Here is a 22,249-nt window from a genome sequence, read left to right as displayed (position 1 = left end):
GCGTTCGTGAGTGACGACGACCTCTTTTCGGCAGCCGACGGGCCGACCTCGAGCGGTGCGGCGCTGCCCCCGCTGGCGGTCCGGATGCGGCCACGGACGGTCGAGGAGGTGGCCGGGCAGGCCGACGTGCTGCGCCCCGGGTCGCCGCTGCGGCGGCTCATCGAGGGCCGTACCGGAGCCGCCGGGCCGCTGTCGGCGATCATCTGGGGCCCGCCGGGCACCGGCAAGACGACCCTGGCGCACCTCGTGGCGGCGGCCGCGGACCGCGACTTCGTCGAGCTGTCCGCGGTGACCGCGGGGGTCAAGGACGTGCGCGCGGTGATGGAGCAGGCTGCCCGCAGCCGGTCGATGTACGGCCGGCAGACGGTGCTCTTCCTCGACGAGATCCACCGCTTCACCAAGGCGCAGCAGGACGCCCTGCTGCCCGGCGTGGAGAACCGGGAGGTGGTGCTCGTCGCGGCGACCACCGAGAACCCGTCCTTCTCGGTGATCGCGCCGCTGCTCTCCCGCTCGATCCTCGTCACGCTGGAGTCGCTGACCCGCGAGGAGGTCGGCGGCGTCATCGACGGCGCCGTGGCCGACGAGCGCGGCCTGGACGGCGGCTACACCCTCAGCCAGGAGGCCCGCGAGCACCTCGTGGCGATCGCCGGCGGCGATGCCCGGCGGGCGCTGACCTCGCTGGAGGCCGCGGCCGGGGTGGCCGAGTCCGGGCAGGTGCCGTCGGCGGCAGGCGGCGAGGGTGCGGTGGACATCACCCTGGACCACGTCGAGCAGGCGGTGGCCCGGGCCGCGGTGCGCTACGACCGGACCGGCGACCAGCACTACGACGTCGCCTCGGCCTTCATCAAGTCGATGCGTGGCTCGGACGTCGATGCGGCGCTGCACTACCTCGCCCGGCAGCTGGAGGCGGGGGAGGACCCGCGCTTCATCGCCCGCCGGGTGGTCATCTCGGCCAGCGAGGACGTGGGTCTCGGGGACCCGACCGCGCTGCAGACCGCGGTCGCGGCGATGCACGCGGTGGCCCAGATCGGGATGCCCGAGGCGCGGATCGTGCTCGCCCAGGCCGTGGTGCACAACACCCTGGCGCCGAAGTCGAACGCCGCCTACACCGGGATCAACGAGGCGGTCGCCGACGTGCGCGCAGGCAAGGTCCAGGCGGTGCCGCCGCACCTGCGCGGCAGCGGCTACACCCAGGCCTCGGACCGGGCGGCCGGCGCCTCCGGCGGGGCGAAGGTCGAGGGCTACGTCTACGCCCATGACCAGCCGGAGGCGGTGGCGGCCCAGCAGTACCTGCCCGACGACCTGGACGCCGAGCTCGCCGAGCGCAGCTACTACCGGCCCAGCGACCGGGGCTTCGAGGCGCGGCTGCAGGAGCGGTGGGCGTGGCTGCGGGGGCGGTTGCGGGAGCGCTGAGGCGCGGACATGGCCCCGGGGAGACTCCTCGCCCCCGTGGGTGGGGGCGAGGTGCGGGCCTGGTGGTCGGCGGGTCCCCGTGGGTGGGGGCGAGGCGCGGGCCTGGTGGTCGGCTGGTCCCCGTGGGTGGGGGCGAGATGGCTGCCTGGTGGTCGGCTGGTCCCGGCTGGTGGGGCGAGGGGACGCTCCGCGAGGCGCACGTCGTGCTCGGTGTCCACAGGCCCGATCGCGCCGCCACCGCCGTCCACCGCCCGGTCCGTCCGCAGGCCCGTTGTCGGCGCCCACCCCTAGAGTCGTACGCATGTTCGATGATGTGATGACGTTCCTGGAGCAGGCCAGGTTGGGGCTCGGCGCGACCGCAGCGACGGCCGAGCTCGTGGGGCCGTCGGTGTCCACCGGCGAGCTCGGTGGCGTCCTGCAGGAGGTGGAGCGCGTGCGGCGCGCGGCCGACGCGGCCCAGCTGGTGCTGCTGGGCGAGCTGGGACGCCGCAGCGAGCGGGCCGGCCCGGACGGGGTGCGCGAGGTGCGCCTGCCGGCAGGGGAGTGCGACCCCTTCGTGGGGGACACCGCGGCCTTCCTCATGGGCTGCTCGCTGACGGTGGCCGACCGGCGGTGCCGGTTGGCGGCCCGGCTCGGCGACGACCTGGGCTCGCTGCTTCCCCGGATGGTGAGCGGAGCCGTCCCCGAGCGCAGCATCCAGCTCGTGGCCACCGAGACCCGGGACGCGACTCCGGAAGGAGTCGCGGCGGTGGTGGAGCACGTGACGTCGTGCAAGCGCGGCACCGAGGAGCAGCGGCTGGAGGTGCTCGAGCACCGCGAGCTGGCGCGATCGTGCCGTCGCGTGCTGGCGCGCGTCGACGCCGAGGCCCTGGCCGCTCGTGCGCAGCGGAACCGTCGGGAGGTGATCGACGTCCATCTCGACCCCGGGCCGCTCGGCACGAGCACGGTGACCGCGGTGCTGCCCAGCGAGGTGGGGATGACCGTGCACGCTGCTGTCGAGGAGCAGGCCCGTCAGATCGTCCGGGGTGCTCCCGGGACCCGGGTGGGCGCCGCGCGGGCGCAGGCGTTCGCCGACCTCGTCCTGCGCGGGGTCGAGGTCTCGGTCCAGGTGCAGGTGGCTGTCCCGGCGAGCTGGTGCGAAGGGGGTGACGTCGACGTGGAGCCGCCGATCCACGCTACGTCGGGTGTCTCGACGAGCCGGGCGGTGACACGGGCCGGCGACGGCGGGAGCGGCCGGACTGACGAGACCGGGAGCGGCCGGGTGGACGAGACCGGGAGCGGCCGGACTGGCGAGTGCGGGAGCCAGGTCGCCGGCGTGGCGTTCCAGGAGGCGGCGGTCGCCGGTCGTGTCGGGGCGGTGGCACCGGTGGGGGAGGCAGCGACGGTTCCCGCGCCGGTCGGTGCTCCGGCGCTCGCCCCCGTGGCTGGGGGCGAGGCGGCTGCCACGATCAGCGGCGTCACACAGGTGGGCTCACCGGCCGCTGGCGTGATGTCGGACCCGCCCGTTCCGCCGGCCGAACGTGAGGTGCCTGTCCCCGTGGCTCGGGGTGCGGTGCGTCACCCGCCGCGAGAGCCGGCGGCGTGTGTCGACGCGCTCGCCCCCGTGGCTGGGGGCGAGGCGTCGATCGTCGCCAGCGGATCGAAGGGCGCTGGTCAGGGCGGATCGGCCCACCGGCCGGCATCCGTAGGGCCTGTCATCGGGGTGGAGCTCCCCGGCAGCGGGTGGATGCCCAGAGAGGGGCTGGAGTGGCTGTGCTCGCGGGCAGGCCACGGTGGCCCCGGGGACTCCGGTCGCGTCGAGGTGGAGGAGAGCGCCGCCGCGGGGTCGAGCGGTGGCGCCGACCTGGCCCAGTCCGGCTACGTCCCGCGACCCGCGCTGCGACGCGCGGTGCGGGACCGGGACGGCACCTGCCGGATGTGGGGCTGCACCCGGCCCGCCGCGTCCTGCGACCTGGACCACGCCGTGCCCTGGCCGGCCGGCCCGACGTCCGCCGAGAACCTCGCCGCCCTGTGCCGTCGCCACCACCGGCTCAAGCAGCAGCACCGGTGGCAGTACGCGCTGGCGCCGGACGCGACCGCGGTGTGGGGTTCGCCGATCGGTCAGCGCCGCCTCACCTGGCCGCAGCCGAGGTAGGGGAGGGCTTCACGGACGCCGCCGGGTGCCTGGGGCCAGGTGGCGAGACTGGGGTGGGGTGGGGTGGGGGTGGGTCTGGTCGGTGTGGTCTCGGGTAGGGCTCGCCTGATCGGCGTGGCTGGCCTGGCCGGTCCTCGTCAGCACGGTGGGAGCACCCCGGACCTCCCGAGTACGCTGACCCCCGATGACCGTGCACCCCGGTGCGGCAGCCGCCGCGCGAGCTATCGAGGGGTCGGTCGGCGCCTGAGCGCCGTCCGTCCCCGACGTCCGCCCGACCCCGCACCCGCACGAGGCGCCCGCCGCCTCGCCCCCTGACAAGGACTGACACGAATCATGGAAACTGCCGAGATCCGGCGCCGCTGGCTGACGTTCTTCGAGGCCAAGGGCCACACCGTCGTCCCCTCCGCCCCGCTGATCCACGACGACCCCACCCTGCTCTTCGTCAACGCCGGGATGGTCCCCTTCAAGCCCTACTTCACCGGGCAGGAGAGCGCCCCCTGGGACCGGGCCACCAGCGTCCAGAAGTGCGTGCGCACCGGGGACATCGACGAGGTCGGCAAGACCTCGCGGCACGGCACCTTCTTCCAGATGTGCGGCAACTTCTCCTTCGGCGACTACTTCAAGGCCGACGCCATCCGCTTCGCCTGGGAGCTGCTCACCACCTCCCAGGACCACGGCGGCTACGGCCTCGATCCGGAGCGGCTGTGGGCGACCGTCTACCGCGACGACGACGAGGCCGAGCGGTTGTGGCTCGAGCTGACCGACATCCCCGCCGAGCGGATCGTGCGCCGCGGCGAGAAGGACAACTACTGGCACATGGGGGTGCCGGGCCCGGGCGGACCGTGCAGCGAGATCTTCTACGACCGAGGGCCGGAGTACGGCCGCGAGGGCGGGCCCGAAGTCGACGAGGACCGCTACATGGAGGTGTGGAACCTCGTCTTCATGCAGTTCGACCTCGCCGCGGTCCGGGCCAAGGACGACTTCGACGTGGCCGGGCCGCTGCCGGCGCAGAGCGTCGACACCGGTCTCGGCCTGGAGCGCCTGGCCTCGATCCTGCAGGGCGTCGACAACATGTACGAGATCGACGAGGTCTACCCGGTCCTGGAGAAGGCCGCCGAGATGACCGGCAAGAGCTACGGTGCGACCTCCGGGCACACCGCCGAGGACTCCGACCCCGACGACGTGCACCTGCGGGTCGTCGCCGACCACGTCCGCTCCTCGCTGATGCTCATCGGCGACGGTGTCACGCCCGGCAACGAGGGGCGCGGCTACGTGCTGCGCCGGATGCTGCGCCGGGCCGTGCGGGCGATGCGCCTGCTCGGCTACGACGAGCCCGCCCTGCCGCACCTGCTGCCGGTCTCCGTCGAGCGGATGCGCCAGTCCTACCCCGAGCTCGGCACCGGCTTCGAGCGGATCGCCCAGATCGCCTACGCCGAGGAGGAGGCCTTCCGGCGCACCCTGGCCCAGGGCACGACCATCCTCGACTCCGCGGTGGAGCGCACCAAGAGCCAGGGCGGGGACACTCTCGCCGGGGACCAGGCCTTCGCGCTGCACGACACCTACGGCTTCCCCATCGACCTCACCCTGGAGATGGCCGCCGAGCAGGGGCTGAGCGTGGACCGCGAGGGCTTCGTCCGCCTCATGGACGAGCAGCGGCAGCGGGCGAAGGCGGACGCCAGGGCCAAGAAGGGCGGTCACGTCGGCTCCGAGGTGTGGAAGGAGCTGCGCGCCCTCGGCGAGACCGACTGGCGCGCGTACACCGAGCTGAGCACCAGCGGCCGGGTCGTCGGCCTGGTCCGCGACGGTGAGCTGGTCGAGGAGCTCGAGCCCGGCCAGTCCGGCCAGCTGGTCCTCGATCGGACCAGCTTCTACGCCGAGTCCGGCGGTCAGATCGCCGACAGCGGCGTCATCGTCGCCGACGGCAGCCGCCTCGACGTGCGCGACGTCCAGCGCCCGGTCAAGGGCCTGGTCGTGCACACCGTCGACGTCGCCGAAGGGCCGATCCGTCTCGGCGCCGAGGCCAGCGCCGAGGTCGACCCGCAGTGGCGGGTGGACGCCTGCCAGGCCCACTCCGGCACGCACGTCGTGCACGCGGCGCTGCGCCAGGTGCTCGGCCCGTCCGCGCTGCAGTCCGGCTCGTACAACAAGCCCGGCTACCTGCGCCTCGACTTCGCCTGGAACCAGGGCCTGTCCGCGGACGCCCGCGCCGAGATCGAGCATGTGGCCAACCTCGCGGTGCGCGACGACCTGCCGGTCTCGGCCGCGTGGATGAGCCTGCCCGAGGCCCGGGAGCAGGGCGCGCTGGCGCTCTTCGGCGAGACCTACGGCGAGGAGGTCCGGGTCGTCGAGATCGGTGGCCCGTGGTCCCGCGAGCTGTGCGGCGGCACCCACGTGCGCCACTCCAGCCAGATCGGCGCGCTCACCCTCACCGGCGAGTCCTCGGTGGGCTCCGGGGTCCGCCGCCTGGAGGCCTACGTCGGCATGAACGCCCTGGGCTACCTCGCTACCGAGCGGGCCCTGGTCGCCGAGCTGAGCTCGATCGTCAAGGCGCCCGCCCCGGAGCTGCCGGAGAAGGTCGGCGAGATGGTCGCCCGGCTGCGCGACGCCGAGCGGGAGCTGGAGAAGCTGCGCCGCGAGCAGGTGGCCGCCTCCGCGGGCAGCCTCACCGACCAGGCGACGGATGTCTCCGGGGTGACCTTCGTCGGCCAGCACGTCGCCGGCGGCGCTGGCGGCGACGTCCGGCAGATGGTGCTCGACACCCGCGGCCGGCTCGGCGAGGAGCGGCCGGTGGTCGTCGCCCTGACCGGTGACGGCGGCGGCAAGCCGGTGATCGTCGTGGCCACCAACGAGAGCGCCCGTGCCCGTGGCGTCAAGGCCGGGTCGCTGGTCCGGGTGGCCGCCCAGACCCTCGGTGGCGGTGGTGGCGGCAAGGACGACCTGGCCCAGGGCGGCGGCAGCGACGCCGGTCAGGTGCAGGCGGCCCTCAGCGCCGTCGAGCGCGAGCTCGCCTCCACCGTGACCGGTGCGACCGGGAGCGGCTCCTGAGCGGCCTGCGCCGCGGGGTGCGGCTCGGCGTGGACGTCGGCGACGTCCGGGTCGGCCTGGCCTCCTGCGACCCGGACGGCGTGCTCGCCACCCCGGTCCGCACGGTCGCCCGCGACGTCGAGCACGGCGGCGACCTCGACGAGGTCGCGGTCCTCGCCCAGGAGCACCGTGCGCTGGAGGTCGTCGTCGGTCTGCCGCTGTCGCTGGACGGTGGCGAAGGTCCGGCGGCGGCCAAGGTGAGGGCCTGGGCGCGCGAGCTCGCCGGACGGATGCCTGACACGCCGGTCCGCCTCGTGGACGAACGCCTCTCGACCGTGGATGCTCACAGAGGTCTGCGGGAGAGCGGGGTCGCCGGACGGCGTCAGCGGGCTGTCGTCGACCAGGCGGCCGCTGTGCTCATCCTGCAGGCCGCGCTCGACACCGAGCGCAGCGCCGGGGCTCCTCCCGGTGAGCAGATCGGCCGGCGCAAGGCGCGCAAGCCGCGGACCAAGGGAGGCGCATGAGCTTCGAGGACGACATCTTCGCCCAGGAGCCGTCCGCAGAGGACCCCGCGGGCCGTCGCCGCGACGACGACCGTCACGACGAGCGCCACGACGACGAGCGGGAGCGGGTGCGCCGCCGCCGCGGCGGCTGCGCCGTCCTGGCCATGGTGCTCGCCGCGGTCCTCGTCGTCGGCGCGGTCGTCGTCTCCTTCTCCAGCCTCGGTGACCTGATCCCCGGCGGCGGCAGCGACACCGAGGACTACGACGGTCCGGGCAGCGGCCAGGTCGAGGTCGTCGTCGCCGAGGGCGAGTCGGGTGCCGACATCGGCACCACCCTGCACGAGCAGAACGTCGTCGCCTCGGTCGGCGCCTTCTCCAACGCGGCCACCGCGCAGCCAGACCTGGCCTCGGCGATCCAGCCGGGGACGTACCAGATGAAGGAGGAGATGGCCGCCGAGGACGCCCTGCAGTGGCTCGCCGACCCGGCCAACCGGGTGGCCCAGGGCATCACCATCCGCGAAGGTCTGTGGCGCAGCGAGATCTACGTCATCCTCGCCGAGGCGAACGGGCGCACCGTCGAGCAGTACGAGGCCGCAGAGCGGTCCTCGGACCTGCAGCTGCCCGAGGAGGCCGAGGGCGACATCGAGGGCTGGCTCTTCCCGGCGACCTACGAGTTCGACGAGGGCGCCACCCCGGTGCAGCAGCTCAACGCGATGATCGAGAAGACCGTCGCCGAGCTGGAGAGCGCGAACGTGCCGCGGTCCGAGTGGGAGCGCACCCTGACCGTGGCCTCGATCGTCGAGGGCGAGGCCGGCGCCGCCGACCGGGAGAAGGTGGCCCGGGTCGTCGAGAACCGGCTCGAGGACACCGACGGCCCCACGGTGGGCATGCTCAACATGGACAGCACCGTCCACTACATCTTCCAGGAGCGCGGCCGGGCCGGGACCACGGACGAGATGCGCGCCTCGGACGACCCGTACAACACCTACCAGCACACCGGGCTGCCGCCCGGGCCGATCAACAACCCCGGTGCCGCCGCCATCGAGGCCGCGGCCTCGCCGGCCGAGGGCGACTGGCTCTTCTTCGTCACCGTCAACCCGGACACCGGGGAGACGAAGTTCGCCACTACCCAGGCCGAGCACGACCAGAACGTCCAGGAGTTCACCGAGTGGTGCGACGCCAACCGGGACGAGGACGGCAACTGCTGAGCGACGACCGGAGCGACCGGCAGCCGGGCACCCAGCGCGCAGCGGTGCTCGGCTCTCCGGTCGCGCACTCGCTCTCCCCGGCGCTGCACCGGGCCGCCTACGACGCGCTCGGCCTCGACGGCTGGGAGTACGGGCGGCACGAGGTCGACGCGGTCGGGCTGGCCCCCTTCGTCGAGGATCTGGACGACAGCTGGCGCGGGCTGAGCCTGACCATGCCGCTGAAGGAGGCGGCCTTCGAGGTCGCCGACGAGGTCAGCGAGACCGCCCGGCGGTGCCGGGCGATCAACACCCTCGTGCCGACGCCAGCCGGCTGGGTCGGCGACAACACCGACGTGCACGGCATCGTCGCGGCCCTGCACGCCGCCGGGGTCGGCGAACCGAGCACGGCGACCGTGATCGGTGCCGGGGCCACCGCCCGGTCCGCGCTCGTCGCGCTGGCGCAGCTCGGGGTCCGTGGCGAGGTGGTCGTCGCCGCCCGGGACGAGGAGAAGGGCGCCGCCCTGGCCGACGAGATGACCGGCCTCGGGCTGCACCTGACCGTCGAGCATCTGCCGGGGTGGCCGCACCGCCCCTTCCCGTCCGGCTCGGTGGTGATCAGCACCCTTCCTGCCGGCGGCGGCAACCTGGCGGCGGCGGCGCCGCTGCCCGGGCCGGACGCGCCGGTGGACGCGGCGGACCAGCCGCTGTCCGAGGTGACCGTGCTGGACGTCGTCTATGCCGGCTGGCCCACGCCCTTCGCCTCGGCCGCGCTGCGGGCCGGCGCGACGGTGGTCCCCGGGACCGCCATGCTGCTGCACCAGGCGGTCCGTCAGGTCCAGCTGATGACCGGTCGCAGCGTCGGGCCGGACGTGGTCGCCGCGATGGCGGCCGCGCTGCCGGCGCTCTGAGGGCGATCTGAGGGCGGCTGCGCCTCCGCTCGGTCGCGGCTCTGGCGGCCCGGGCCGGCGTGCGCGGGGAGCGACCGCCTCCTGAGCCGGATGTCGGCGGGGTGCTGCCGGGGTGCGAGGATGCCCCCATGCTGCGTTGGTTGACCGCCGGAGAGTCGCACGGCCAGGCCCTGGTCGCCACCCTCGAGGGCCTGCCCGCAGGGGTCGAGGTCTCCACCTCGGACGTCGCGGGCGCACTGGCCCGTCGCCGGCTCGGCTACGGCCGCGGCGCCCGGATGAAGTTCGAGCAGGACCAGGTCACCTTCCTCGGCGGGGTCCGTCACGGGATCACCCTCGGCTCGCCGGTGGCGGTGATGATCGACAACACCGAGTGGCCCAAGTGGCAGACGGTGATGAGCGCCGACCCGGTCAGCGACGCCGCCATGGCCGCCAGCGACGACGTCGGCGCGGAGAAGGAGCTGGCCCGCAACCGGCCGCTGACCCGCCCCCGGCCCGGCCACGCCGACCTCGTCGGGATGCAGAAGTACGGCTTCGACGAGGCCCGCCCGGTGCTGGAGCGGGCCAGCGCCCGCGAGACCGCCGCCCGGGTGGCGCTCGGCGAGATCGCCGCTCGCCTGCTGCACCAGGCCTACGGGATCAGCGTGCTCTCGCACACCGTGGCGATCGGCGAGGGGGAGGTGGCCGACGATGCGGTGCTCCCGGGCCCGGGCGACGTCGAGGCCCTCGACGCCAACCCGGTCCGCACCCTCGACCGCGCCGGCAGCGACGCCATGGTCGAGCAGATCGACGCGGCCAAGAAGGCCGGCGACACCCTCGGCGGGGTCGTCGAGGTGCTCGCCTACGGGCTGCCGCCGGGGCTGGGCAGCCACGTGCACTGGGACCGGCGGCTGGACGCCCGGCTGGCCGGCGCGCTCATGGGGGTGCAGGCGATCAAGGGGGTCGAGGTCGGCGACGGCTTCGCCACCGCCCGCCGCCGCGGCTCGGCGGCCCACGACGAGATGGACCGGGGCGCGGACGGCGTCATCCGGCGACGCTCCGGCCGGGCCGGCGGGACCGAAGGGGGCATGAGCACCGGTGACCCGCTGCGGGTCCGCGCGGCGATGAAGCCGATCAGCACGGTCCCGCGCGCCCTGGACACCGTCGACATCACCTCGCCGGACGCGGCCACGGCCATCCACCAGCGCTCCGACGTCTGCGCGGTCCCGGCCGCCGGGGTGGTCGCCGAGGCGATGGTCGCGCTCGTGCTCGCCGAGGCCTGCGTGGAGAAGTTCGGCGGGGACAGCGTCGCCGAGACCGCCCGCAACTGCCGTGGTTACCTGGACAGCATCCCCGAGCTGATGCGGACGTGGGAGTCGTGAGCCGCGCCGAGGACGTCTCGGCCACCGCGCCGGACGGTCCAGGTCGCCCCCGCCTCGTGGTCATCGGCCCGCCCGGGGTGGGCAAGTCGACCGTGGCCCGCGAGGTCGCCCGGCGGCTGGACCTGGCCCTGCACGACAGCGACACCATCGTCGAGGAGCGGGCCGGGCGGAGCATCGGCGACATCTTCCTCGAGGACGGGGAGGCCGCCTTCCGCGAGCTGGAGCAGGACGCGGTGCGGGCGGCGCTGACCACCACCGGCAGCGTCGTCGCGCTCGGCGGGGGCGCGCCGATGACCGCCGCCGTCGCCGAGGCGCTGCAGGGGCACGACGTGCTCTTCCTCGACGTGGGGATCGCCGACGCGGCGAAGCGGATCGGGCTCAACCGCTCCCGCCCGCTGCTCGCGGTCAACCCGCGGGCGACCTGGGTGGCGACGATGGAGGAGCGGCGACCCACCTACGAGCGGCTGGCTCGCTGGCAGGTGGACACCGCCGGGCGCGGCGTGGACGAGGTCGTCGCGGAGGTGCTGGCCGTGCTCGGCGAGGACGGCACGCAGCCGCACGGCGAGCCCGGCGGGAGCCGACCGGACGTGCCGGACGCGGACCGGCCGGACGCGCCCGGCGACCAGGACGGCAGCCGATGAGCGGGGCCACGACCATCCCGGTCGGCGACGTCTGCGACGTCCTCGTCGGCCACGGGGTGCGGGACCGGGTCGTCGACCTGCTCCCGGAGAGCGTCGCCCGGGTCCTCGTGGTCCACGGCGAGCCGCTCGTCGGCCAGGCGGCGCCGGTCGTCACCGCCCTTCGCGAGGCTGGGCTCGAGGTGCACGTCGCACCGGTGCCCGACGCCGAGGCGGCCAAGACGGTGGACGTCGCGGCGGGGCTGTGGGCCCTCATGGGCCAGGCCGGCTTCACCCGCACCGACGCCGTGGTCGCCGTCGGCGGCGGCAGCGTCACCGACATGGCCGGCTGGGTCGCGGCCACCTGGCTGCGCGGGGTGCCCGTGCTGCACGTGCCGACCACGGTGCTCGGCATGGTCGACGCCGCGGTCGGCGGCAAGACCGGGATCAACACCGCCGAGGGCAAGAACCTCGTCGGCTCCTTCCACGAGCCGGTCGGGGTGCTGTGCGACCTCGACGTGCTCGCGTCGTTGCCCCCGGCGGACCTGTCGGCGGGGCTGGCCGAGGTGGTCAAGGGCGGGTTCATCGCCGACCCGAGGATCCTCGAGGTGATCGAGGCCGACCCGAACGCGGTGCAGGACCCGTCCTCGGACGCGCTGCGCGAGGTGATCGAGCGCAAGATCGCGGTCAAGGCCCGGGTGGTGGCCGCCGACCTGCGCGAGTCGCACCTGCGGGAGATCCTCAACTACGGCCACACCCTGGGGCACGCCGTCGAGCACCACGAGCACTACCGGATGCGGCACGGCGAGGCCGTCGCGCTGGGCATGGTCTTCGTGGCCGAGCTGGCGCAGCGTGCCGGGAAGATCGACGAGGCCCTGGTGCGCCGGCACCGCCAGGTGCTCGGCATGCTCGGGCTGCCGACCGGTTACCGCGGCGCGAGCTTCGACGAGCTGTCCGCGGCGATGCGCCGGGACAAGAAGTCGCGGGGCTCCACGCTGCGCTTCGTCGTCCTCGACGGGCTCGCCTCCCCGGTCCGGCTGGAGGGCCCGGACGAGCAGGTGCTGCGCGAGGCGTACGCCGCGATCAGCCGCTGAGCGCACGGTGGGCGCGGCTGGTCCTCCAGCCCTCGGCTAGTCCTCGGCGTCGCGGACGAGGATCGCCACCTGCACCCGGTTGTCCACCTCGAGCTTGGTGAAGAGGCGTCCCACGTGCGCCTTGACCGTCCCGATCGACATGTAGAGCCGCTCGGTGATCTCGGTGTTGTCCAGGCCCTGGGCGATCGCCTCGGCCACCTCGCGCTCACGCTCGGTGAGCCGGTCGAGCCGTGACCGGGCCGCCTGCCGCCGGTCCGTGCGCTCCTTCTCCGCGGCGCCGCCGGTCACCCCGCCGCCGGTCACCGCAGCGATGAGCTGGGCGGTGACGCTCGGCGAGAGCATCGGGTCGCCGGCGGCCACCGCCCGGACGGCGTCGACGAGCCGGTCCGGTGCGGTGTCCTTGAGCAGGAAGCCGGCGGCGCCGGCCCGCAGCGCCCGCAGCACCATGTCGTCGGCGTCGAAAGTGGTGAGCACGACCACCGACGGACCCCCCGGCCGCTCGGTGAGCCGCTCGGTGGCGGCGATCCCGTCGAGACGGGGCATCCGCACATCCATGAGGACGACGTCGGGGGAGAGCCGCTCGGCCGCCGCGACGCCGTCGAGACCGTCGACCGCCTCGCCGACGACCTCGATGCCCCGACCGCCGCCGAGGATGAGGACCAGACCGGTGCGCACCAGCGGGTCGTCGTCGACGACGAGCACCCGGACAGCGGGTTCGGACGACCCGGGCGGGGTGGGGCCAGGCGAGCTCACGGGCGCCACGGTAGCCACACCGACAGGACGAAGCCGCCGTCGCCACGCGGCCCGGCCTCGACCCGTCCGCCCACCAGGCTCGCCCGCTCGCGCAGGCCGACGAGCCCCAGGCCCGAGCCTGGCAAGGTCCGGCCGAGCTCGTGCGTCGGTGGCGGCTCGTTGTCGACGTCGATCCGGACCTCGGCGCCGGGACGGACGGTGACCCGGACCTCGACGTCGGCGCCCCGGGCGTGCTTGCGGACGTTGGTCAGTCCCTCCTGCACGACCCGGTAGCCGGTGCGCGAGACGGTCTCGGGCACCTGGGCGAGCACCGTGTCGTCGGCGGCGAGACCGCCCTCGGGCAGCCGCAGCACCACCTGGCCGGCGCCCAGGTCGGCTCGTTCGGAGACGAGCGCGTCGAGCGCGACCAGCGTCGGCTGCGGCGGCTCGTGCTCGCCCGGGCGTCCCGGCTCGCCCTCGCGCAGCACCCCGAGCACCTGGCGCAGCTCGGTGAGCGCCTCCCGGGCGCCGTCCTCGACGACCGTCGCCGCCTCGCGCGCCTGGGTGCTGGTGAGGTCCTCGCGGGTCCGCAGCGCTCCCGCGTACAGCGCGACGACGGACATCCGGTGGGCCAGCACGTCGTGCATCTCCCGGGCGATCCGGTTCCGCTCGGCGGCGCGCGCCTGCTCCACCCGGGCGGTCTGCTCGCGCTCGGCGGTCTCCGCCCGGGCCCGCAGCGAGGCGATGAGGTCTCGGCGGGCCCCGATGTAGAAGCCGATGCCGACGAGAGCGGCGTAGAGCACGATCCCGAAGCCGAGGGTGAACGCCCAGGGCAGCGGCTCGGACGAGGCCCAGCGGTCGAAGAACAGCGCCGCGGCGATGTTCGGCACGGCGACGATCACCACCTCGCGCCACCGTCGACGGGTGGCCATCGAGACGGTGGCCAGCATCGCCGGGCCGGCGGCGACGGTGGACACCGCGCCGGCCAGGGCGAAGAGGACCGCGATCACCACCGGCCAGCGCCGGCGGAGCAGGACCAGGGGATAGGTGACCGCGCCGACGGCGAGGTCGACGAGCAGCCGGGTGCCGGCCTCCTCGCTGAAGGTGATGCTGCCGTCGGGCAGCTCCGTGGCGAGGTCGGCCATCTGGACGACGAAGACCCAGAACGAGATGAAGAGGATCAGCCCGATCCGCCAGGCGTGGTCGACCAGCCGCAGCGGCGGCGGGGGCAGGGTCGGTGGGTTCGGGCTGGGCACCCGGCAACTCTAGGCAGGGCGTAGTGCGCGGGACACCGACCTGGGTCGGGGGTCGTCGCTCCAGCGGTAGACCCAGGTCGGGACCAGATCGGCCGAACGACCGATGCGCCGGGGCCTCCCGGCGGGCGAGGGTTGACCCATGATCACCGTCGAGAACCTCACCAAGCGCTACGGCGCCTTCACCGCCGTCGACGACATCTCCTTCGAGGTGCGTCCCGGCTCGGTCGTCGGCTTCCTCGGCCCGAACGGGGCCGGCAAGTCCACCGCCATGCGGATGATGACCGGGCTCAACCCGCCGACCAGCGGCCGCGCCCTCGTGCTCGGCCGGCCCTACCGGGACCTGCCGATGCCCGGACGTCACGTCGGCGTCATGCTCGACGCCTCCGCCCAGCACCCCGGCCGCAGCGGCCGCGAGGTGCTCACCCTGGCCGCGATGCACCTCGGCCTGGGCGCCGACGACGTGGCGCACGCGCTGAACCGGGTCGGCCTCACCGACAAGGAGGCGGGCCGCCGGGTCGGCGGCTACTCCCTCGGCATGCGCCAGCGCCTCGGCCTCGCCGTCGCCCTCATCGGCCAGCCGCAGGTGCTGGTCCTCGACGAGCCGGCCAACGGCCTCGACCCGCAGGGCATCCACTGGATGCGCACCCTGCTGCGGGGCTTCGCCTCCGCCGGCGGCACCGTGCTGCTGTCCTCCCACCTGCTGCACGAGGTCCAGGCCGTCGCCGACGAGGTCGTCATGATCGGGCGCGGTCGGATCGTCGCGCAGGGTCGGGTCGACGAGCTGATCCAGGCCGGTGGCGTCACGGTCCGGTCCATGGACGACGGAGCGCTGGCCCGCGGGCTGCAGGCGAAGGGGGTCGACGTCACCCCGGCCGCCGGCGGACTCACCGTGTCGGCCTCCGCCGAGGACGTCGGCCGGGCCGCCCTGGAGCAGGGCGTCGTCCTGCTCGAGCTGCGGACCGGTGCCGAGGGCGGTCTCGAGGAGCTCTTCCTGCAGCTGACCGCCGCCGACGCCCGGGACGCGGCATGAGACCGGCCGGCGAGCCCACCACCCGCAGCACCGAGCCGACCCGCAGCACCGAAACCAGCGTCGGCACCGGCGCCACCTCCGGCGCCGGCACCACCTCCAGCACCACCACCGACACCAGCCTCAGCACCGACCCGACCGGGAGCGCCACCATGACGAGCGAGACCTCCAGCAGCACCACGCCGAGCCCCAGCAGCACGCGGAGCCGCAGCACGCGGAGCCCCGGCACGCCGAGCACCAGCAGCAGGCGCAGCACCGGGCAGACCGCCGGGGGAGGCGTGGCACCGGACCTCGACGGCGAGCGCGGTCTCCCCTTCCTGCGGCTCGTCCGGATCGAGCTGCGCAAGTCGGTCGACACCCGCGCCGGAAGCTGGCTGCTCATCACCCTCGCCGGGATCGTCGCGCTGGTCAGCCTGGCGCTGGCGATCTGGGGACCCGAGGCCGACCAGACCTTCGTCTCGTTCCTGCAGGCGGCCTTCCTGCCGCTGACGATCCTCGTCCCGGTGCTGGGCATCATGTCCGCCACCCAGGAGTGGAGCCAGCGCACCGGGCTGACCACCTTCGCCCTCGAACCTCGGCGCGGACGGGTGGTCGCCGCCAAGATGGTCGCCGGTGCCGCGCTCGGTCTGGCCGTGCTCGCCGCGGCCTTCGCCGGGGCCGCCGTGGCCACCGCCCTCGCCGGCGCGACCTGGACCCTCGACGGGCTGTCCGTCGCCGGCGTGGTCCTGGTCGTCGTCCTCTTCACCCTCCAGGGTGTCGGCTTCGGTCTGGCGCTGCTGAACACCCCGCTGGCCATCGTCGCGACCCTCGTCCTGCCGACCGTGTGGAGCATCCTCAGCGGCCTGTTCTCCTGGTTCAGCGACGTCGCGCCCTGGCTCGACCTCAGCACCGCCACCGTGCCGCTCCTCGAGGGCACCCTCGACGGCGAGGCCTGGGGCCACCTCGTGACCAGCACCGGCCTGTGGGTGGCGCTGCCGCTGGCGGTGGGCACCTGGCGGGTGCTGCGCCGGGAGATCTCGTGACCCCGGCCGTGCCCACCCCGCGCCTCCCGGTGACGGTCGAGCTGACGAGGACCTTCAAGACCGGCCTGGCCCTCGTGCCGCTGGTCCTTGGTCTCGTCCTCGCGGCGGTCTCCCCGTTCGCCCACGAGTGGCTCGACGACCAGATCGGGATCTCCGGGCCGTTCGGCCTCGTGGAGCGGATGCCGAAGGTGTGGCGCTACCTCGTCCTCGGCGGCGCCGGGCTCGTCGTCGGGCTGCTCATGGTCGACGACGTGACGAAGAACGCCGGTGTGGTCGTCGTCCACGACGACCATCTCGAGGTGGGGCAGGGCGAGCCGCAGCGGTGGGTGGCCCGGCGAGCCGTCGGCGCCGCCTTCCGCGACGGCACGCACCTCGTGCTGCTCGGTCGGCACGGCGAGATGCTCGCCCGGGTCTCGGTCGAGGATCTGCCCGGCGACGACCTCAGCGCCGCGCTCACCGCGGCGGGCTACCCGTGGCGCGAGGGCGGCGACCCCTTCGCCGCGGAGTACCGCAGCTGGCTCGACGGAAGCCCCGAGCTCTCCGCGGAGCAGCACGCCCTGCTGCGTCGCCGTGCCGAGGCGGAGAACCCGGAGACCGAGGCGGCCCTGGACCCGGACCTGCGCGAGCACGGACTCGTGGTCCGGCCGGGCCCCAAGGGTCGGCTGGAGTGGCGCCCGGCCCGGCGGCCCTGAGCGGCGTCCGTCCGGACGCTGAGCGCCATAAGGGCCGGGGCGCCTCGTCGGTGCCGAGCCGCGCCATCAGCGCGTCGATCTCGCCGCGCAGCTGCGGCCCCGGGGTGCCCCACCCCGGCTGGTAGCCGAAGACCTCGCGCAGCGGGGTGCCGTGCCGGTCGGCGTCGACCAGCTCGATGTCGTCCCCGCCGATGAGGCCGGGGTGGCGCACCCCGACCGCCTCGGAGACCTTGACCAGGTCCCGGCGCAGCGTGTCCAGGTAGTTGGCCACCCGGACCGCCTTGCGCTGCGGGTCCAGCCCCGAGGTGAGCCACCGGTTCTGGGTGGCTACCCCGGTCGGGCAGCGGTCGGTGTGGCACTTCTGCGCCTGGATGCAGCCGATCGCCAGCATCGCCTCGCGACCGACGTGCAGCACGTCGGCGCCCAGGGCCAGCGCCACGAGCGCGTTGTCCGGCAGCCCCAGTTTGCCGGAGCCGACGAAGACGACGTCGTCGGTCAGCCCGGCCTCGGCGAAGCGGGCATACACCCGGGAGAAGCCGACCCGGAAGGGGAAGGCCACCGAGTCGGTGAAGACCAGGGGAGCGGCGCCGGTGCCCCCTTCGCCCCCGTCGATCGTGATGAAGTCCACCCCGCGGCCACGGTCGGCGGTCATCGCCGCCACGAGGTCGCGCCAGATCATGTCGTGCCCCACCGCGGACTTGATGCCGACCGGCAGGCCGGTCGCCGCGGCGATCTCCTCGACGAGGTCGAGCATCGAGTCGACGTCGCGGAAGGCGGTGTGCCGGGACGGGCTGGCGCAGTCCCGGTCCCGGGGGATCCCGCGGATCTCGGCGATCTCGTCGCTGATCTTCGCGGCCGGCAGCATCCCGCCCAGGCCCGGCTTGGCGCCCTGGGAGAGCTTGATCTCGACGGCCCGCACCGGCGCCGAGGCGACGAGGTCCACGAGCCGGTCGAGGTCGAAGCGCCCCCTGCTCGTCGCGGCAGCCGAACTAGCCGGTGCCGATCTGGAAGACGAGGTCGCCGCCGTGCCGGTGGTGCGGGGAGATCCCGCCCTCGCCGGTGTTCTGGTAGGCGCCGGCCAGCGCGACCCCCTGGTTCAGGGCCTCCACCGCCGGGCCGGACAGCGAGCCGAAGCTCATCCCCGAGACGTTGACCACCGAGGCCGGGCGGAAGGCGTGCCGGCGCTCGCGGGCGGCGCCCATGACCTTGGCCGCGGGCAGGCGCACGTGGTCGTCCACGCCGTCCTTGATGCCGTGCGCGGCGGACGACGACGGCGGGTCCGTCGGGAAGGTGACGTGCTTGACGATGACGTAGCCCTCGTCGTGCTCGGTGTCGTTGTCGGTGCCGAAGCCGGTGTAGTTGTTCTCCAGCTTGCTGCTGGCGGAGACCCAGCCGCGCTGGTCCCGGCTGAAGGGACGCTCCTCGTCGTTGCTCGTGACGATGTACTGCCGCAGCTCGGGCCCGATCCGCTCCAGCAGGTACCGGGCGTTGCCGAGCACCGGGAAGTTGTGCTTGAGCGTGTGCTCGCGCTGCACCAGGTCGCGGACGGCCACCGCCGCCAGCGCACCGGCTCCGGCGGCCCCTGCCCACCAGGACGTCCTCGTCATGGGGCGCAGTCTGCCCCGAGCGATGGCCGCGTGCGAGGATGCAGGGCCGGAGCGTCACCGACGAGGAGCAGCACGTGAGCGATGAGAGCCCGATCCCGCGCCGACGGGTGATCGTGGTGGCGGCGCTGGTGGTGCTCGCGGTGGTCGCGGCCGTCGTGGGCTACCAGGTGACCCGGGACGACGACGGCGGCGGGGACACGGCCTCGTCCAGCAGCACCACCCGGGCGCCGCTCGGGCTGGACTTCTACGAGGCCAGCGACGCGCAGATCGCCGACGGCGAGCCCGGCAGCCTGGTGTGGTCCCGGGAGGCCAGCGGCGCCACCGGGACCGAGGGGGCGACCACCCACCAGGTGCTCTACCGCTCGGTGGGCGCCGACGAGGAGCCGGTGGCCGTCTCCGGCCTGGTGACCATCCCCGACGGCGAGCCCCCCCAGGGCGGCTGGCCGGTGCTGTCCTGGGGCCACGGCACCACCGGCACCGCCGACGACTGCGCCCCCTCGCGCGGCGCGATGCAGGGCACCGGCAGCTTCTACTCGCGGCTGATGAGCCAGGTCACCGGCGAGTACGTGCGCCGCGGGTACGTCGTCGTCGCCACCGACTACGAGGGCCTGGGCACCCCCGGACCGCACCCCTACCTCATGGGGGCCAGCGCGGGGCGGGCGATGACCGACATCGTCACCGCCGCGGGCGAGCTCGACGACGGCGTCTCGCAGCGCTGGCTCGCCGCCGGGCACTCGCAGGGCGGCCAGGCGGCCCTCTTCGCCGGGGCCGTCGGGCCGGAGCACGCCCCGGACCTCGATCTGCAGGGGGTCGTGGGGATCGCCCCGCCCTCCCAGCTGACCGAGGCCTTCGACAGCGGCCAGGCGGCCGAGATGGACGCCGGGGTCTTCGCCGGGCCGCTGGTCAGCAGCGCCGCGCGGGTCGCCGGGGTCGAGCCGGAGGAGGTGCTCACCCCGGAGGCGGTCGAGCTGCTGCCCCAGCTCGAGCAGCGCTGCCTGGACGGGCTCTCCGAGGAGGACTCCTTCGGCGGGCTGTCGGTCTCCGAGGTGGTCCGCGAGGGCGACTCCTACGAGGACGTCGCCGAGGTGGTGCAGGAGAACGACACGGCCAGCATCGTCCCGTCGGTGCCGGTGCTCGTCGTCCAGGGCGACCAGGACACCACCGTGCCGACGGAGCTGACCGACTCGCTCGTCGAGATCTACGAGGACGAGGACGTCGACGTCACCTACGAGCTCGTCGAGGGCGCCGACCACGGCAGCGTGCTCCTGGAGGCCGCGCAGCCCACCACCGAGTGGGCGCAGGAGACCCTGCCCGAGCTGCCCTGACCCGCTGCCCGACGATCCGCCGCCGGGCCCGGTCGTCCGGCAGGTGGCGCCGGCGGATGCGGCTGCCGGCAGGTCCGGACGGTAAGATCCGGGCCGATCCCTTCCCTCCCGAGACGTAAGGCGCGCACGCACGTGGCAACGACGAACGACCTCAAGAACGGCATGGTCCTCAACCTCGACAACCAGCTCTGGTCGGTCGTCGAGTTCCAGCACGTCAAGCCCGGCAAGGGGCCGGCCTTCGTGCGGACCAAGCTGAAGTCGATCAACACCGGCAAGACCATCGACAAGACCTTCAACGCCGGGACGAAGGTGGAGACCGCCAACGTCGACCGCCGCACCATGCAGTACCTCTACAACGACGGCACCGACTACGTCTTCATGGAGCCGGACACCTACGACCAGATCATGGTCACCCCCGAGGTGCTCGGCGACGGCAGCAAGTACCTGCTGGAGAACCAGGACGCGGTCGTCGCCCGCCACGACGGCGAGGTGCTCTTCGTCGAGCTGCCGCCGTCGGTCGTCCTGGAGATCACCTACACCGAGCCGGGTCTGCAGGGTGACCGCTCCACCGGCGGCACCAAGCCGGCCACCGTCGAGACCGGCGCCGAGATCTCGGTGCCGCTCTTCGTCGAGCAGGGCACGAAGATCAAGGTGGACACCCGCGACGGCTCCTACCTCGGCCGCGTGAGCTGAGGTGGCGGCACGCTCCAAGGCCCGCAAGCGGGCCGTCGACCTGCTCTTCGAGGCCGAGCAGAAGGGGAGCGACGCCGGGGACCTCGCCCGCGAGCGGGCGGCCACCCCGGTCACCCCGGCCCCGCTCAACCCCTGGACGGTCACCGCGGTCACCGGCGTGGTGGCGCACGCCGGCGAGATCGACGAGCTGCTGACCACCTACAGCCAGGGGTGGTCGCTGGAGCGGATGCCGGACGTCGACCGGGCGATCCTGCGCCTCGGCGCCTGGGAGATCCTGCACGCCGAGGACGTGCCGGACTCGGTGGCGATCAGCGAGGCGGTGGCGCTGGCCACCGAGCTGTCCACCGACGAGAGCCCGCGCTTCGTCAACGGGCTGCTCGCCCGCATCGCCGAGGTCAAGCCGACCCTGGTCTGACCGGCGACGCAGAGGGACGGGACGGATGACGAGCACGGTGCGGGTGCGCCCCGCCACGCACGCCGATGCCCCGCTGCTGGCCGAGATCGAGGCCGCCGCGGACACCCTGCTCGCCGCTCATCTGGACACCTCCGGCTGGGCCCCACCGACCGCGGGGGAGGAGCGGCTGGGCCGTGACGGCGGCGCGCTGCTCGTCGCCGAGGACGAGGGCACGGTCGTCGGCTTCGCCCACCTCGTCGACCTCGACGAGGGGGCCTGGCACCTCGACGCGCTGGCCGTGCGGCCGGAGCGGCAGCGCCAGGGGATCGGCACCGAGCTGCTGCGCGCCGCCGAGGCGGCGGTGCTCGCCGGCGGGGTCGGCGCGATGACCCTCATGACCTTCGCCGACGTCCCCTTCAACGCGCCCTGGTACGCCCGGCTGGGATACACGACCGTCGAGCCGCCGCCCTCCTTCATGCACGCGGTGGTCCGGGACGAGGAGGCCGCCGGCGTCGCCGCCAGCGGGCGCCGGGTGGCCATGGTCCGCTCGCTCGTCGGCGCGGTCACCCCGCGGCTGGCGGTCAGCGTCATCCCGCTGCGCGACGAGGGTGGGCAGCTGCAGGCCTACGTCCAGCACCGGGTCGCCCAGATGGACTTCGCGGCGGGGCGGGTGGTCTTCCCCGGCGGACGGGTGGATCCGCAGGACCGGGCGGCGGTGGCCGACGCGCGGCGGCCTGGTGCGGACGGGCTGGGAGCAGACCCCGCGGTGCCCGACCCGGCCTGGGCGCTGACCTCGCTGCCGGCGACCTCGGACCCGGCCGTCGAGGAGGCGGTGCTGCGAGCCGCCGGTGTCCGCGAGCTCGCCGAGGAGACCGGTCTCGAGGTGGATCCCGGCGCCCTCGTCCCGTGGGACTGGTGGGTGACGCCGGTGGGCTCGCCGAAGCGCTTCGACACGTACTTCTTCGTGCTGCCGGCGGCCGGCCTGGCCCCGCAGAACGTCACCACCGAGGCCTCGCACGCCGGCTGGGAGAGCGTCGCCGGGCTGCTCTCGTCCGCGGGGTCCGGCCAGGTGCGGCTGATGACCCCGACCCGGGTCATCCTCACCGAGCTGGCCGCCCTGGGCTCGGTCGACGCGGTGCTGGCCCACCGGCCGGTCATCGCCGACGAGCGGCGTGCCCCCGGCGAGGTGCGCGCCCGGCGCTGACCTCGCCGTCGAGCCGCCGTCAGGCGCGGTCCAGCCCGGTGCACACGCAGAGGCTGCCG

Annotated in this window: 19 protein-coding genes and 1 pseudogene; 16 read left to right on the top strand and 4 right to left on the bottom strand. The window is 74.3% G+C overall.

Annotated elements, in window-relative coordinates:
• Positions 1-6 precede the first annotated feature (6 nt).
• From BJY28_RS13895 to aroB, 9 genes are all read left to right on the top strand, one after another.
• Positions 7-1,413 (top strand): replication-associated recombination protein A, encoded by a 1,407-nt coding sequence (locus tag BJY28_RS13895; RefSeq protein WP_343037127.1) that lies wholly within the window; start codon positions 7-9, stop codon positions 1,411-1,413.
• A 301-nt stretch (positions 1,414-1,714) separates the two neighbouring features.
• The gene (locus BJY28_RS13890; protein WP_179463529.1) at positions 1,715-3,547 is read left to right on the top strand and encodes an HNH endonuclease; all 1,833 of its coding nucleotides are present in this window, start codon (positions 1,715-1,717) and stop codon (positions 3,545-3,547) included.
• A 333-nt stretch (positions 3,548-3,880) separates the two neighbouring features.
• Complete coding sequence (gene alaS, locus BJY28_RS13885) at positions 3,881-6,592, top strand: alanine--tRNA ligase (RefSeq protein WP_179463528.1); 2,712 nt, start codon at positions 3,881-3,883, stop codon at positions 6,590-6,592.
• Between the two features lie 29 nt (positions 6,593-6,621).
• Positions 6,622-7,095, top strand: a complete 474-nt coding sequence (ruvX, locus tag BJY28_RS13880) for a Holliday junction resolvase RuvX (RefSeq protein ID WP_343037126.1) — start codon at positions 6,622-6,624, stop codon at positions 7,093-7,095.
• A complete protein-coding gene (gene mltG / locus BJY28_RS13875; RefSeq protein ID WP_179463527.1) occupies positions 7,092-8,282 on the top strand; it encodes an endolytic transglycosylase MltG in 1,191 nt (396 codons plus the stop codon). Before ruvX ends, mltG begins: the two co-directional genes overlap by 4 nt.
• Positions 8,243-9,169, top strand: a complete 927-nt coding sequence (locus tag BJY28_RS13870; protein ID WP_343037125.1) for a shikimate dehydrogenase — start codon at positions 8,243-8,245, stop codon at positions 9,167-9,169. The genes mltG and BJY28_RS13870 overlap by 40 nt, the downstream gene beginning before the upstream one ends.
• A gap of 128 nt (positions 9,170-9,297) precedes the next feature.
• The gene (gene aroC / locus BJY28_RS13865; protein ID WP_179463526.1) at positions 9,298-10,527 is read left to right on the top strand and encodes a chorismate synthase; all 1,230 of its coding nucleotides are present in this window, start codon (positions 9,298-9,300) and stop codon (positions 10,525-10,527) included.
• Positions 10,524-11,168, top strand: a complete 645-nt coding sequence (locus BJY28_RS13860; RefSeq protein WP_179463525.1) for a shikimate kinase — start codon at positions 10,524-10,526, stop codon at positions 11,166-11,168. The genes aroC and BJY28_RS13860 overlap by 4 nt, the downstream gene beginning before the upstream one ends.
• Positions 11,165-12,238, top strand: coding sequence for a 3-dehydroquinate synthase (gene aroB / locus BJY28_RS13855; protein WP_179463524.1), 1,074 nt, complete (start codon positions 11,165-11,167; stop codon positions 12,236-12,238). The genes BJY28_RS13860 and aroB overlap by 4 nt, the downstream gene beginning before the upstream one ends.
• Before the next feature lie 36 nt (positions 12,239-12,274).
• Here aroB and BJY28_RS13850 read toward each other — a convergent pair whose 3' ends face one another.
• On the bottom strand, positions 12,275-12,991 hold the full coding sequence (locus BJY28_RS13850) for a response regulator (RefSeq protein ID WP_179463523.1): 717 nt from the start codon (positions 12,989-12,991) through the stop codon (positions 12,275-12,277).
• Positions 12,988-14,226, bottom strand: coding sequence for a histidine kinase (locus BJY28_RS16450; RefSeq protein ID WP_179463522.1), 1,239 nt, complete (start codon positions 14,224-14,226; stop codon positions 12,988-12,990). Before BJY28_RS16450 ends, BJY28_RS13850 begins: the two co-directional genes overlap by 4 nt.
• A 139-nt stretch (positions 14,227-14,365) precedes the next feature.
• On the opposite strand from BJY28_RS16450, the gene BJY28_RS13840 reads away from it, so the two are divergent.
• Genes BJY28_RS13840 through BJY28_RS17070 form a run of 3 tightly spaced genes read left to right on the top strand, consistent with a single transcriptional unit; the run spans position 14,366 to position 16,967 of the window.
• Positions 14,366-15,256 (top strand): ABC transporter ATP-binding protein, encoded by an 891-nt coding sequence (locus BJY28_RS13840; RefSeq protein ID WP_179463521.1) that lies wholly within the window; start codon positions 14,366-14,368, stop codon positions 15,254-15,256.
• Positions 15,253-16,275: an ABC transporter permease gene (locus tag BJY28_RS13835; protein WP_218875361.1), complete on the top strand. Its 1,023-nt coding sequence runs from the start codon at positions 15,253-15,255 to the stop codon at positions 16,273-16,275. Before BJY28_RS13840 ends, BJY28_RS13835 begins: the two co-directional genes overlap by 4 nt.
• A complete protein-coding gene (locus BJY28_RS17070; RefSeq protein ID WP_425485716.1) occupies positions 16,272-16,967 on the top strand; it encodes a YqeB family protein in 696 nt (231 codons plus the stop codon). Before BJY28_RS13835 ends, BJY28_RS17070 begins: the two co-directional genes overlap by 4 nt.
• Before the next feature lie 268 nt (positions 16,968-17,235).
• Here BJY28_RS17070 and BJY28_RS17065 read toward each other — a convergent pair.
• Both BJY28_RS17065 and BJY28_RS16680 read right to left on the bottom strand, forming a co-directional pair.
• Positions 17,236-17,886, bottom strand: a pseudogene (locus BJY28_RS17065) (FMN-binding glutamate synthase family protein); the annotation flags it as partial.
• Positions 17,887-17,956: 70 nt separating this feature from the next.
• Entirely contained in the window at positions 17,957-18,574 is a 618-nt protein-coding gene (locus BJY28_RS16680; RefSeq protein ID WP_281366935.1) for a glutamate synthase-related protein, read from the bottom strand.
• A gap of 74 nt (positions 18,575-18,648) precedes the next feature.
• Here BJY28_RS16680 and BJY28_RS16950 point away from each other — a divergent pair, with 74 nt between their 5' ends.
• The 4 genes from BJY28_RS16950 (at position 18,649) to BJY28_RS13810 (ending at position 22,190) form a co-directional block, all read left to right on the top strand.
• On the top strand, positions 18,649-19,899 hold the full coding sequence (locus BJY28_RS16950) for a lipase family protein (protein WP_179463520.1): 1,251 nt from the start codon (positions 18,649-18,651) through the stop codon (positions 19,897-19,899).
• A gap of 132 nt (positions 19,900-20,031) precedes the next feature.
• Positions 20,032-20,592 (top strand): elongation factor P, encoded by a 561-nt coding sequence (gene efp, locus BJY28_RS13820; protein ID WP_179463519.1) that lies wholly within the window; start codon positions 20,032-20,034, stop codon positions 20,590-20,592.
• Between the two features lies 1 nt (position 20,593).
• Complete coding sequence (nusB, locus tag BJY28_RS13815; protein ID WP_179463518.1) at positions 20,594-21,007, top strand: transcription antitermination factor NusB; 414 nt, start codon at positions 20,594-20,596, stop codon at positions 21,005-21,007.
• A 25-nt stretch (positions 21,008-21,032) separates the two neighbouring features.
• A complete protein-coding gene (locus tag BJY28_RS13810) occupies positions 21,033-22,190 on the top strand; it encodes a GNAT family N-acetyltransferase (protein ID WP_179463517.1) in 1,158 nt (385 codons plus the stop codon).
• The last annotated feature ends 59 nt before the right edge of the window (positions 22,191-22,249 follow it).

This window comes from Janibacter alkaliphilus, assembly GCF_013408565.1.
In the GTDB taxonomy this organism is placed as follows: domain Bacteria; phylum Actinomycetota; class Actinomycetes; order Actinomycetales; family Dermatophilaceae; genus Janibacter; species Janibacter alkaliphilus.
The sequence above is the reverse complement of the archived record's forward strand: the minus strand, read 5'-3'. Positions and strand labels throughout refer to the sequence as shown.

Excerpts from the sequence above, each read along its gene's own strand:
- BJY28_RS13835 (WP_218875361.1), top strand. The coding sequence starts at position 15,253 with ATGAGACCGGCCGGCGAGCCCACCACCCGCAGCACCGAGCCGACCCGC.
- BJY28_RS13810 (WP_179463517.1), top strand. The coding sequence starts at position 21,033 with ATGACGAGCACGGTGCGGGTGCGCCCCGCCACGCACGCCGATGCCCCG.
- BJY28_RS13840 (WP_179463521.1), top strand. The coding sequence starts at position 14,366 with ATGATCACCGTCGAGAACCTCACCAAGCGCTACGGCGCCTTCACCGCC.
- mltG (WP_179463527.1), top strand. The coding sequence starts at position 7,092 with ATGAGCTTCGAGGACGACATCTTCGCCCAGGAGCCGTCCGCAGAGGAC.
- aroB (WP_179463524.1), top strand. The coding sequence starts at position 11,165 with ATGAGCGGGGCCACGACCATCCCGGTCGGCGACGTCTGCGACGTCCTC.
- alaS (WP_179463528.1), top strand. The coding sequence starts at position 3,881 with ATGGAAACTGCCGAGATCCGGCGCCGCTGGCTGACGTTCTTCGAGGCC.
- BJY28_RS13890 (WP_179463529.1), top strand. The coding sequence starts at position 1,715 with ATGTTCGATGATGTGATGACGTTCCTGGAGCAGGCCAGGTTGGGGCTC.
- BJY28_RS16680 (WP_281366935.1), bottom strand. The coding sequence starts at position 18,574 with ATGACGAGGACGTCCTGGTGGGCAGGGGCCGCCGGAGCCGGTGCGCTG.
- aroC (WP_179463526.1), top strand. The coding sequence starts at position 9,298 with ATGCTGCGTTGGTTGACCGCCGGAGAGTCGCACGGCCAGGCCCTGGTC.